We start from the raw sequence: 13,124 nt of genomic DNA, 5'->3' as shown, positions 1-13,124 counted from the left end.
ATACATTAAAATTCCATTTTAGGCAAGCAGTCAAGATGGCCGGCATTGACCAAAATTTTCACTTTTCAGGCTTCTGCCATTCACATTTTTTTTATATAATTAACAATCATGAAATATTTAAGCGAAGATACCATAACTGCGCTTTCGACAGCCGCAGGGCAATCAGCAATCGCCGTAATACGTGTTAGCGGAAATCAAAGTTTTGAAATCGTACAAAAACTTTTTCATCCTTCTTCTAATTTTGAAAAGCAGGTAAAGCATGGATATATTTTTGACGGAAATGATAAAGTCGATGAAACGCTTTGCACTTTTTTTAAAGCGCCTGCAACTTATACGGGCGAAAATCTGGTCGAAATATCCGTACACGGCAATCCTGTAATAATCAACAAAATTTTAAATATTTTATACAAAAATGGCGTGCGGGCAGCTGCGCCTGGAGAGTTTACTTATAGAGCTTTTATAAATGGGAAAAAAGATCTTGCTGAAGCAGAAGCGGTTTGCGCTTTAATAACAAGTAAAACTGAAATTGCCGCAAAAGCGGCTTTAAATAATGTTGCGGGCGAATTTTCAAATAAAGTCATAAAAATTAAAGATTCTATTATAGATTTGCTCGCTTATCTTGAAGCTTCTTTAGATTATCCAGAAGACGATATTCCATTTATGAATACCGAACAGAAACAAGAAATGATAGTTTCGGCAATAAATGAAAATAAAAAGCTGCTTGACAGCTATAAAATAAGCAAAACTCTTCAAAAGGGGTTAAAAGCCGCCATTATAGGAAAACCTAATTCCGGTAAATCTTCACTTCTTAATGCAATTTTAGGTAAAAACCGCGCCATAGTAACTGAAATTGCAGGAACTACAACCGATACAATTGAAGAAACCATAGATTGCCGCGGCATACCGCTTACAATAATAGATACTGCGGGTTTAAGAAGTCATACAAACAGTTCTATTGAAGTTTTAGGTCAGGAACGGTCAAAAGAAGCAGCAAATAAATCCGATATTTTGATATGGACTTTTGATTCTTCTTTAGAATTGGATAAAAATGATATTATAATTGCACAATATTTGAACACATTATGTTTAAACTCATATATAATAGGTGTACTTAATAAGTGCGACCTGCCCACTAAAATTAATGAAAAAGATATAAGAGATTTAGGAAATTTTAATATATTTTTAAATGTTTCAACTATATCTGGTTTAGGCATTGCGGCAATTATGGATACTATTGCAAGCTATGCCGGAATTTCGGATTTAAATAATGAATATTTGCTTATAAATTCAAGGTATTTCGCTCTTTTAACTGAAGTGCAAAACAGCATTGAAAAAGCTAAAAAAATTGTGGATTCAAACGGCGAAGATGAAATTGCCTGTTTTGAAATTAGAAATGCCGTAACAGCCCTTGAAGACATTTTGGGAATAAATACACCACACGATATTCTGGATACTATTTTCAAAAACTTTTGTATCGGGAAATGATATTTGATTTAATAATAATTATAAAGCAATAGAAATAAAATACTGCTTTGCCGCCACTATATCATAAAATAAATATGGAGCTTACATGGATTTAATTGCTGAAGGGTTAAAAAAAGGTTTAATCTCTTTTGACGATGAAAAAGAAAGGAGATTTATTACATATATTTTTCAAAACAACAAAAAACGACTCTTCACAAATCCTGAAGAAGCAATACAAGCAGAATCTTATTTAAAACTGATTTTTAAATATCATTATAAGCCTCAACGTATTAAATTATATGTTCCGGTAAAAATGGGAACTCTAACTAAAGAAGCAGACATCGTTGTTTATAATGACGACGAATGCATGCAGCCATATATTTTAGTCGAATGCAAGCATCAAGAAATCACAGAACTTGAATTTCAGGCAGCCATTAAGCAAGCTTACAGCTATGCATTTGCCCTGCCTAATGATATTAAATATATATGGATAACTTCCAGAATACGTAATGAATATTTTAAGGTTGACAAACAAAAACAATCCCGTATAACTCAACCGGATATTCCGCAGTCCGGAGTAAAAAAACTGACAAACTACAAATATGTTTATAATGCTGCGAAAATGAAACACGGAGAAGGATCCCAACAATTTGAAGATTTGTCCATTATTTCGCAGGATGAACTTACAAAGAGATTTAAGCAGGCGCATGATGCTCTTTGGGGAGGAGGACAACTAAATCCTTCTGAAGCTTTTGATGAACTTGATAAGCTTATTTTCTGTAAAATATGGGATGAACGTAAAGGCAGAGCCGCTGGAACGCCTTATGATTTCCAAATAATTACGGCTGATAAAGAAGAAATAAAAAGTTATAAAAAATTAAGTGAAAAAGAGCTTGAACAAGCAATAAGAAATAAAGAAAATGAATTATTGGCTAAAAGGATATTTTGTCTTTATGAAGAAGGGCGCAAAAAAGATCCTGAGGTTTTTCGTGATAATATAAGGCTTTCACCTGAGAAAATTCGAACTGTAGTAGGTTATCTTGAAAGCGTTAATTTAGGTGAGACAGACCTTGATGCGAAAGGCCGCGCTTTTGAAACTTTTATGGACTCTTTTTTTCGCGGTAATTTTGGGCAGTATTTTACGCCGCGTCCTATAGTAAAGTTTATTACTGATGTTCTTCCTATTACAAACGATTCAAAAGTACTGGACACTTCATGTGGAAGCGGCGGTTTCTTACTCTATTGTCTGGATAAAGTCCGCAAAGCGGCAAATAAATTGTATCCTGAGTTTAAAACAGACATTTCTGAAAGTAAAAAACATTACAAATACTGGCATGTTTTTGCTGAAAAAAACCTTTTCGGAATTGAAATAAACGAACAGATTTCCCGTGCCGCAAAAATGAATATGATAATACACGATGACGGTCACACCAATGTAATAAGTGCGGACGGATTGCTTTCTCCTAAAAAACTTGAAGAAATAAGCGGAAATAAAGGTTTTAAATATAATAATTTTGATTTTATAGTTACAAATCCGCCTTTTGGCAGCATAGTAAGACTTACAGAAAGAGCATACTTAAAAGAATATAAATTAGGTAAAAAAGAAGAATACTGGCTTGCGCTTAAAGCTGAAAATGAAGAAAAACTTGAAAGACAAAACCAAAGCACTGAAGTTTTGTTTATTGAGCAGTCTCATAAATTTTTAAAAGAAGGCGGTTATTTGGGTATCGTAATCCCTGATGGGATTCTTACAAACAGCAGCTTGCAATATGTGCGAAACCTTATAGAAGACTGGTTTAGGATTATTGCAGTTGTCTCAATGCCGCAAACCGCTTTTGCTTCTACAGGCGCCGGTGTTAAGAGTTCTGTTTTATTTTTAAGAAAATGGACAAAAGAGGAAACGGATACTATAGAGCAGCAAAAGACAGCATTACAGGCAAAGATAAAGCTGAAAAATAAGTATTTAGAAAAAATCGAATCTCTCAACAATGAAAAAAAAGAAGTTTTAAAAGAGCATAAAGGTTTTGAAAATAAAACAGGAAAAACAAATAAAAAAGATATAGAAAAAACTGAAGAATTTAAGGCATGGAAAATAGAAATCAATGAAAGCCGCATTCAACAAATCAATGATGTAAAAGAAGAGTTAAACGATTTATACCAGAAGGAAAAAGCCAAAACACTTGCCGACTATCCTATATTTATGGCAATAGCCGAAGAGATAGGCTATGATGCCGCAGGAAGAAAAACGACTGCTAACGAACTTGATATTATAGGACAGGAGCTTAAAAAATTCATCGAAGCGGTTGAAAATGGAAGAATATAAACTGTCAAATAATATCAATTCAGATAAAATTTTTATAACACGCTTTTCAGAGTTGGCGGGGAGATTAGACCCTTATTATTACAAACCTGAATTTGTGAAGCTTGAAAAGCAGCTAAATACAATTTCTTTTAAAACATTTCATGACTATATTTCAGATATATCAAGTGGAGCAACTCCAAATAAATCTGAAAGTGAATCATATTACACAAACAGATCCGATGGAGTTCCATTTTTGAGAGTTCAAAATATTATTGGTGGAGAACTAGTTTTGCAGGATTGTATTTATATTAATAAAAACACTCACTCAACTATGTTAAAGAGAAGTCAAGTTCATGAAGATAATTTAATTGTGACGATTACCGGCAGAATAGCCAGTGCTGCTGTAGCTCCAAAAAATTTTCAAGGAAACACAAATCAACACTCTGTAGTTATTAAAACAGCAAACAGAAAAATTAGTGAATTTTTAGCTGCTTTTTTAAACTCAAACATAGGACAAAAACTCGCATTAAGAAGAGCAGCAGGAGGGACGAGGCCGGCACTAGATTATAAAGCGCTTTTTAGTATTCCTATAGTTTACAATGAAGCAGTAATAGATGTGATGAATAATGCTTATACTCAAAAAAAAGAAAAAGAAGCGCAGGCAAAGGCTCTGTCAGCAAATATTGCTGATTATCTGCTTAAAGAATTAGGTATAACATTGCCAAAATTTAATAACAGTTTAAAAAATAGAATTTTTATTACTAATTTTAGTGAAATATCAGGAAAGAGATGGGATTCTTTTGCTGTTTTTAATATAAATTTTAAAATTGATGGCGGAAAATTCAAAAATTATAACTTAAATAGTCTTGCACACCTTACTAAGGGAGAGAGTATAACTTCTGATAAAATTATTGAAGGGATGTATCCTGTAGTAGCTGGTGGACAAGTAAGCCCGTATTCTCATAATACTTATAATTACGGCGGTAATGTTATTACCATTAGTGCCTCTGGTGCATATGCAGGATATGTCTGGTATCACTCCAATCCTATTTTTGCTTCCGATTGTACTGTTATATATTCTAGAGATGAACAATGCATATCTACAATATTTTTATATGAAATATTAAAACTAAAACAAAAAGAAATATATCATTTACAACAAGGTGCCGGACAGCCTCATGTATATGCAAAAGATTTGAAAAACATCCAAATCCCCATTCCTCCCATGGAAAAACAAAAAGAACTTTCTTCAAACATACAAAAAATAAGGAATGAAGCAAAGAAATTGCAGGAAGAAGCTCAGGAAATACTTGAAAACGCTAAAAAAGAAGTTGAATTCATTATTCTTGGAAAAAAGAAAATATAATAAAACCTAACATTCATATCCTTTCGGAATTATTAAAATTAGATTTTATAAAAAATAGTGTAAATTTACAGCAAAGGAAAAACATGCGTCAAAAACATGGGCAGAATTTTTTAATTGATAAAAATATCGCAAATAATATTGTGCGGGCAGCTCAATTTAATTTTTCAGATGAAGTCATTGAAATTGGACCGGGAAAAGGAATTCTTACAAAAATCATACAGACGCAAGTGAAACATTTGACTGCCGTTGAAATAGATGCAAATCTTCTTGCAGTGCTGCGCCATTATTTTAATTTCCATAATGCGCAAAATATCGAGCTTATAAATGCAGACTTTTTGAAATACGAAATTCCTGATAAAATTTTAAAGTTTATATCAAATCTACCGTATAATGTTGGAACGGCAATCATTCAAAAAATTCTTCCTTTAAAAAATTGGACTTCCTGCATTTTTATGCTGCAAAAAGAAACAGTAAACAGGCTTGCCGCAAAACAAGGCACAAGCGATTATGGATATATTTCGATTTTTACACAATATTATGCGGATGCTGAAATTTTATTTGACGTTTCTCCGAAATGTTTTAACCCTCCGCCAAAAGTAATCTCTTCTGTTATAAAACTCACAAACAAAAATCTGCAAAAGCCCGAACCGCTTTTTTTTGAATTTATAAAACACGCTTTTTCAATGCGCAGAAAAACAATTTTAAATGCTCTTTCTTCATTTAAAAATTTAGAAAAAAACCAAGCAAAAAAAATCTTAACAACATGTAATTTCGATTCGTTTTTAAGGCCTGATAAATTTTCTATTTCGGATTTTTTTTGCTTGACTACTGAAATCAAAAAATATATAATTTTGCAATAATAAATCAATTTTTAAAATACTACCTTTTTTATAAAAAATCGTTCGGTTTATATCTTTATCCACATATGTGGATAAGGTTGGGGAAAATATGAATAATTCAATATCTGATTTATGGAAAAAGGTTGTGGATAACATTAACCTTTTAGTCTCTCAAGAAGCTTACAATTTATGGATTGCACCGCTAAAACCGCTTTCTTTAGAAAATAATATTTTTACCGTTGCAGTGCCAAATGTTTATTTTTCGCAATGGATTGAAACTCATCAGCAAAAAAATATCGAAAAAACTTTGTCAGAACAAACTGGACAACAAATTATTCTTGAATTAAAACCTCAGCTGGATTTAACACCAATTTTGGCAAAAGTTGAAAAAACTCCTGCACCGGCGGATATTTCCGCTGCGATTTCACAAAAAGATCAAATCAACACGAAATATGTATTTAACCGTTTTGTCATTGGGTCTTCCAACAGATTTGCACACGGATGTTCGGAGTCGGTTGCAAAAAATCCCGGAAAACAATTTAATCCTCTTTTTATTTACGGCGGCGTGGGTTTAGGGAAAACACATTTGCTGCATGCTATAGGAAATTATATAAAGCAGTCAAATCCCCGGTTGCGCATGCTTTATACTACCGCTGAAAAGTTTACAACGGAATTTATTGAATCGCTGAGATTTGATAAAATGACATCATTTAAAAGCAAATACAGAAGTTTGGACTGTCTTTTGATAGATGATATACAGTTTTTGGTGGGAAAAGAAAGTTCTCAGGAAGAATTTTTCTATATATTCAATTCTCTTTACGATTCAAGAAAACAGGTTGTTATTTCTTCGGACAGGCCGCCAAAAGAACTTGAAAAAGTCGAAGAAAGGCTTATTTCCCGCTTTGAATGGGGTGTTATAGCTGACATTCAGCCGCCGGATTTGGAAACAAGAATTGCAATTTTGCGCAAAAAAGCGGAAGATGAAAAATTATATGTTCCCGATGATGTTATTTTGTACATTGCCACGCATGTAAAATCCAACATTAGAGAACTTGAAGGTTCGCTGCTTCGCATAACGGCTTTTTCAGCTTTCACAGGCACACCTCTTACTGTTGATTCGGTAGAAAAAATATTAAAAGATATCATCGTTGGTTCTGCCGAGATGAAAATTACAATAGAAAATATTAAAAAAGTGGTGGCAAATGAGTTCAATATAGATTTGAGAGACATGAAATCTAAACGCAGAACCGACGCAATCGCTTTTCCAAGGCAGATAGCCATGTATTTAGCGCGTACGATGACCGACGAATTTTCCACAAACGATATAGGCGATGCTTTCGGCGGAAGAGATCATACTACGGTAATGCATGCCTGTAATAAAATAAAAGAAAAAATGAATTCCGACCCATATTTCAATGCAAAACTTAATCAGATTATCAAAAAGATAAGGCTTGCCGAAGAATAAAGGAATTTTTTTGAAAAAAATTTTTTCGTTTTTATGTATTATTTTTTTTACGGCTTTTTTACATGCCGAGAAACATCCTTTATCAAAAGAAATTTTTTTCAGCAGCAGCGTATTCATAACGGCAAAAAAAAATTCAAAACCATACAGCGGCATTGCGGACAAGTTTTATTCAGACGGACAGCACGAAATGTCCGGGTTCTTCATTAACGGGAAAGCTTATGGCACCTTAATAGGCTATTATCCCGATGGAACTCTTCATTATACCATGCCGTGTTACAAAGGAAATCCCGATGGGAAAGTAAAAATTTATAATAAAGACGGGGTTCTTGAATATGAATTTAATTTCAATCGGGGAGTCGCGCAGGGAACGGCAAAAAAATACTATTTTAACGGACGATTAAAATCCAAAGCGAATTATAGAGACAACAAACTTGATGGCCTTGAAATAGTTTATGATAAAAATGGAAAAATTGAAAGTAAGACCACTTATTCAAACGGATTAGTACACGGCAAGTCCGTACATTATCATAAAAATGGGAAAATAGCTTCGGAAACAAAATTTATTAACGGGAAAGCCGAAGGAGAGTTAAAAACTTATTTCAAAAGCGGGGAAATAGCATCTAAGGCAGACTTAAAAAATAACCTTCTTAACGGGAAAGCCATAATTTTTGAAAAAGGCAGTGGTTATTTTATAGATCTTACATGCAGAGACGGCAATATAATCAAGGGTTATTTTGTTAACGAGTCAGGCAAAAAAAAAGTTTTAAGAAAATCGCAGATCAATAAATGTTACCGAAATTTATCCGTTGAAACATATACAAATAAAACGGATTTTTTTGTATTTTACAAAGATTTAAAATAGAAAATTAAATCATGTATAATATCTGTATAACTCATATAAAAATGGTATAATATTGAATATTTGGAAATTTTGATAATTGTGTTGATAACTTTTTTGATTTGTTAACGTATTTGTTATAATTAACTTTTTGAAAATTTATATTGATAATTATAAGTTTTTTATCATAAATAAATATTATAAACATTATACTGTCAACTATAACAACAACTATGTTTTTTTAAAAAAAAGGGAGGAAGTAGATGAAAATAAATTGTGGAAAAGACGAACTTATAAAAGGAGTTCTAACAGTGCTGCCGGTGGTATCTTCAAAAAGCACTTTACCTGTATTGTCAAATTTTTTGCTTGAAACCGAAGTCGATAAAATAAAACTTTCATCCACTGACCTTGAAATAGCCGTAAAATGTCATATTAAAGGCGAAATAATTCAGGAAGGCGGCATAACTGTTCCCGCAAAAAGGTTTGCCGACATAATAAAAGAACTTTCATCAGATGATGATATAGAAATACAAGCTGATGAGACCAATCAGATAAATATAAAATCTGGCAAATCAAGATTTACGCTTATGGGAATTTCAAAATCAGAATATCCAGTTATACCTGAATTTCCCAAAGAAAATAACTTTACCATCAAGAAAGATATTTTTGCTTCAATGCTTAGAAAAACCGTTTTTGCCGTATCAAAAGATTCACAGAGATACGTGTTAAACGGAGTTTATTTTGTAATTGAAGAAAACGCTTTAAAAATGGTGGCAACCGATGGCAGAAGACTTGCTTATATTATGACCGATGGTTTAGATATAAAAATAAAAAGTAAAGTGATAATACCCACAAAGGCCGTAACCGATATTTTGAGATTAATATCTGCTGCAGACGTTAAAATCGAAAACGTAAAAATTGGTATTACAGAAAACCAATGCGCCGTGGAAATAGGCGGCATAATATTTCTTTCGACTTTAATAGAGGGTATTTTTCCTAATTACGAACAAGTGATTCCCAAGAAGGCTGAATCGAAAATAAAATTAAGCGTAAAAGACACTTTAAGCGCTGTAAAACAAATGGCTTTGCTTACTAACGATAAGCTTTCTTCAGACAGAACCGCCGCAGTAAAATTTTATCTTGGCATGAACGTATTAAGAATTTCGGCTTCGACCGCAGGACTTGGTTCTGGAGAAGTTGAAGTTGATATCGACTATAAAGGTGAACCCATTGAAATAAATTTCAATCCGAATTTCATAAAAGAAGTTTTACAAAATATTGATGAAGATTTTACAAATTTTGAGTTTATGAACGCCCTAAATCCCGCCACGCTTATTCCGGAACAGGATAAAAATTATATCTGCGTCGTAATGCCCATGAGAGTGTAAACATCGATGCCTTTTACAGAAGTTTCCAAAATAATTGGAGTCATAAAAAAAGATCTTGGTTTAGACGAAGATTTTTTTGTTGTTGCAAAAGTATGGGAAAAAGAGCTTGGAATTGAAGGTATTGAAATAAGCGGATACAAAAATGGAATTATCTATGCCGAGACGTCTTCGACTGCGGCAATAAACGAAATAATGATACGTAAAAAAGAAATATTAAAAAAACTCAACCAATATTTAAGCGGCAAAAAATTGAAAAACATAAAAATGAAAATAAAATAATGAAAAAACAAGTGTGTGGATAAAATTTAAAAAATAAAAATAATAAAAAAGAAGCTTTGTCTCTTGAGTTAAGCAAAGCCTGAGGAGTTTACATGTCGGAAGAATTAAAGAAAGACACTTATGATGCGTCTAACATTACCATTCTTGAGGGGTTGGAAGCAGTACGCAAAAGACCTGCGATGTATATTGGCTCAACGGGCACGCAGGGGCTGCATCATCTGGTTTACGAAGTAGTTGACAATTCCATAGATGAAGTTCTTGCTGGATATTGTAAAAATATAGATGTAGTTATACATACGGACAATTCGATAACCGTTTTGGATGACGGCCGCGGAATTCCTATTGACCCTCATCCGGATCCAAAATATAAAGGCGTTTCAGCTTTGGAAATAGTTATGACAAAACTTCATGCCGGCGGAAAATTTGATAAAAACTCATATAAAGTTTCCGGTGGTCTGCACGGAGTGGGCGTTTCCTGTGTAAACGCTTTAAGCGATTTGCTTGAAATTGAAGTTTACCGCAACGGAACAATCTATAAACAAAATTATTCAAAAGGTAAACCGCTGGGGCCGGTAAAAGAAAGTGGAAAAAGCGATGAAAGAGGAACGAAAGTTACTTTTCATCCAGATCCAGAAATATTTTCCGCAATCGTATATTCTTTTGATACGCTTACAAACCGTTTAAGAGAGCTTGCTTTTTTAAATGCCGGCACGCATATAAGAATTGCCGATGAGAGAGATGACAAAGAACATATTTTTGACTATGACGGCGGAATAAAAACTTTTGTCCAGTATTTGAATACCAATAAAAATGTTATAAACAAAGATCCGATATATTTTTCAAAAGAAAAAGACAATGTAACTGTTGAAACGGCAATGCAGTATAACGATTCCTATAATGAACAAATTTTTTCTTTTGTAAACAACATCAACACTATTGAAGGTGGAACGCATTTGTCTGGTTTTCGTTCTGCACTTACAAGGGTTGTAAACGAATATATTAAAAAGAATGAAATTTCAAAAACCAAAGATTTAAAACTTTCCGGTGAAGACATCCGCGAAGGATTGACGGCCGTTATTTCAGTAAAAGTGCCGAATCCCCAGTTTGAAGGGCAGACGAAAACCAAACTTGGCAACGGAGAAGTTGAAGGTATAACTCAATCTGTTGTCGGGGAGGCGCTGACGATTTTTCTTGAAGAAAATCCCGGAATAGCAAAGCAGATTCTTGAAAAGGCAATCAATGCCGCAGAAGCGCGCGAAGCCGCAAGAAAAGCCAGAGAAATGACCAGAAGAAAAGGTGCTCTTGACAGCGCATCGCTTCCCGGAAAACTTGCCGACTGTTCGGAAAGGGATCCGCATAAAACCGAACTGTTTATAGTTGAGGGAGATTCTGCGGGCGGTTCGGCAAAACAAGGAAGAGACAGAATGTTTCAGGCGATACTGCCGCTGAAAGGTAAAATTTTAAATGTCGAAAAAGCAAGGCTCACTAAAATTCTTGCAAATGACGAAATAAAAACTCTTATAACGGCTATAGGCGCGGGTATCGGCAGAGAAGAACAAGATTTCAATATAGATAAAGTCCGCTATCATAAAATTATTATTATGACGGATGCCGATGTTGACGGCGCACATATCAGAACGCTTCTTTTAACTTTTTTTTACAGGCAGATGCCGCAGCTGCTGGAAAAAGGGTACATTTATATAGCGCAGCCTCCTCTGTATAAAGTCAAAAAGAATAAAAAAGAAATATATCTGGATTCTGAAGAAGCTTTAGATAAATTTTTGTTTCAGCAGGCGCTTGACGGCATAGAAATGGCGCTTATGCAGGAAGGAAAAGAAACAAAAGTCGTGGATGAAAAAAAGTTAAAACAGATAGCAGCGTCATTGAGCGAACTTGACGTTCTTATGAAAAAAATTCGCAAAAAAGGCGTCGATTGGAAAGAATACCTTAAATTCAGGCAAGACAGAAGACTTCCTGTGTACAGAGTTGTTAAAGAGGGGCAGGTCAAATACATTTACTCCGACAAAGAATGGAAAGAGTTTAAAGAGCAGCTTCTTGAAAAAAGAAGAGAACTTCTTGCTTCGCAAGGAGAATTTGCCGCTGTTACGGAAAATATGCAGCTTGAAGACGTCATGCCGGAATATAAAGATTTATGGGAACTTCCGCGTATAGACAAGCTTGCCGATCAAATTGCAGCTGAAGGTCTTCATCTTGAACATTACGGCGAAACGCATACGAAACCGGTTTACAGGCTTCAGGATGCGCAAAAAAAAATACAAGGCGATGTGTATGAACTTCATTCTACTGCGGAACTGCTTACAGTAATAAGAGAGCTGGGCAATAAAGGAGCTTCAATACAGAGATATAAAGGGCTTGGAGAAATGAACCCCGAACAACTGTGGGAAACTACTATGGATAAAGCCAACAGAAAACTTTTACAAGTTACACTTGAAGATGCCGTCGAAACTGACCAAATCTTTACGACATTGATGGGAGATCAGGTCGAACCCAGAAGAGCATTTATACAAACGCATGCTTTGGACGTAAGAAATCTTGATATTTAAAAAAATCGCGGAGGCAAAAATGAATTGTAAAAAAACGATGCTTATGTCGATTTTTTTAGTTTTTTCGATTACCATATTAACAGTCTGCGGAGAAAGCGATAAAAGCGTCGATAATACGCTCAGTCAAATAGCGGCTGAGGCAAATAAAGATTTGCCTCAGATGATAGACTCTCAGATAAGGATAGATAGCATAACTACACTTCCAGGCAAAAAAATACAGTATAACAATACGCTTATAGATGCTGTAAGCGAAGAAATAGATATTGAAAATTTTAAAGAATCGGCGGGCCGCACGTTGCTGGCGGCGGTAAAAAATAGTCCTTCGTTGGAACCATATAGAAGGAAAAAAGTTACCTTTATATATTCCTATCATGACAAATCCGGAAAAGAAGTTGCCACCTTCAAATATGTTCCGGCAGATTATAAATAAAAAATGCCGTCATTAAATACAAAAAATGAAAATGAAATGCAGATTATAAGAACAAAAAATTTTATTGCTGTTTGAAAAATCAAATAAGGATTTAAGAAAGAGATTTTATGTTATAAACCGTGTTTTAATTGGTCGTAAAGATATAAAAGATTGAAGAGGAAGCACAAAGATGGGAAAAGATAATGAAAT

The 13,124-nt window shown here is 34.1% G+C and carries 10 protein-coding genes; all 10 read left to right on the top strand.

Annotation, left to right across the window (positions count from 1 at the left end; translation table 11 throughout):
- Window positions 1-108 precede the first annotated feature (108 nt).
- The 10 genes from mnmE (at window position 109) to LBD46_04970 (ending at window position 12,935) form a co-directional block, all read left to right on the top strand.
- Complete coding sequence (mnmE, locus tag LBD46_05015; protein MDR2426523.1) at window positions 109-1,485, top strand: tRNA uridine-5-carboxymethylaminomethyl(34) synthesis GTPase MnmE; 1,377 nt, start codon at window positions 109-111, stop codon at window positions 1,483-1,485.
- Window positions 1,486-1,570: 85 nt separating this feature from the next.
- Window positions 1,571-3,787 (top strand): N-6 DNA methylase, encoded by a 2,217-nt coding sequence (locus LBD46_05010; protein ID MDR2426522.1) that lies wholly within the window; start codon window positions 1,571-1,573, stop codon window positions 3,785-3,787.
- Entirely contained in the window at window positions 3,774-5,132 is a 1,359-nt protein-coding gene (locus LBD46_05005; GenBank protein MDR2426521.1) for a restriction endonuclease subunit S, read from the top strand. Before LBD46_05010 ends, LBD46_05005 begins: the two co-directional genes overlap by 14 nt.
- Before the next feature lie 83 nt (window positions 5,133-5,215).
- Window positions 5,216-5,992, top strand: coding sequence for a 16S rRNA (adenine(1518)-N(6)/adenine(1519)-N(6))-dimethyltransferase RsmA (gene rsmA / locus LBD46_05000; GenBank protein ID MDR2426520.1), 777 nt, complete (start codon window positions 5,216-5,218; stop codon window positions 5,990-5,992).
- Window positions 5,993-6,080: 88 nt separating this feature from the next.
- Entirely contained in the window at window positions 6,081-7,436 is a 1,356-nt protein-coding gene (dnaA, locus tag LBD46_04995; GenBank protein ID MDR2426519.1) for a chromosomal replication initiator protein DnaA, read from the top strand.
- A gap of 10 nt (window positions 7,437-7,446) precedes the next feature.
- Entirely contained in the window at window positions 7,447-8,298 is an 852-nt protein-coding gene (locus LBD46_04990; protein MDR2426518.1) for a toxin-antitoxin system YwqK family antitoxin, read from the top strand.
- A gap of 239 nt (window positions 8,299-8,537) precedes the next feature.
- Window positions 8,538-9,662, top strand: a complete 1,125-nt coding sequence (dnaN, locus tag LBD46_04985; GenBank protein ID MDR2426517.1) for a DNA polymerase III subunit beta — start codon at window positions 8,538-8,540, stop codon at window positions 9,660-9,662.
- Between the two features lie 6 nt (window positions 9,663-9,668).
- On the top strand, window positions 9,669-9,941 hold the full coding sequence (locus LBD46_04980; GenBank protein MDR2426516.1) for a DUF721 domain-containing protein: 273 nt from the start codon (window positions 9,669-9,671) through the stop codon (window positions 9,939-9,941).
- A 92-nt stretch (window positions 9,942-10,033) separates the two neighbouring features.
- Window positions 10,034-12,505, top strand: a complete 2,472-nt coding sequence (gene gyrB / locus LBD46_04975) for a DNA topoisomerase (ATP-hydrolyzing) subunit B (protein MDR2426515.1) — start codon at window positions 10,034-10,036, stop codon at window positions 12,503-12,505.
- 19 nt (window positions 12,506-12,524) lie between these two features.
- Window positions 12,525-12,935: a hypothetical protein gene (locus tag LBD46_04970; protein MDR2426514.1), complete on the top strand. Its 411-nt coding sequence runs from the start codon at window positions 12,525-12,527 to the stop codon at window positions 12,933-12,935.
- Window positions 12,936-13,124 lie beyond the last annotated feature (189 nt).

The sequence above is a fragment of the Candidatus Endomicrobium procryptotermitis genome, assembly GCA_031279415.1.
In the GTDB taxonomy this organism is placed as follows: domain Bacteria; phylum Elusimicrobiota; class Endomicrobiia; order Endomicrobiales; family Endomicrobiaceae; genus Endomicrobium_B; species Endomicrobium_B procryptotermitis.
The sequence above is the reverse complement of the archived record's forward strand: the minus strand, read 5'-3'. Positions and strand labels throughout refer to the sequence as shown.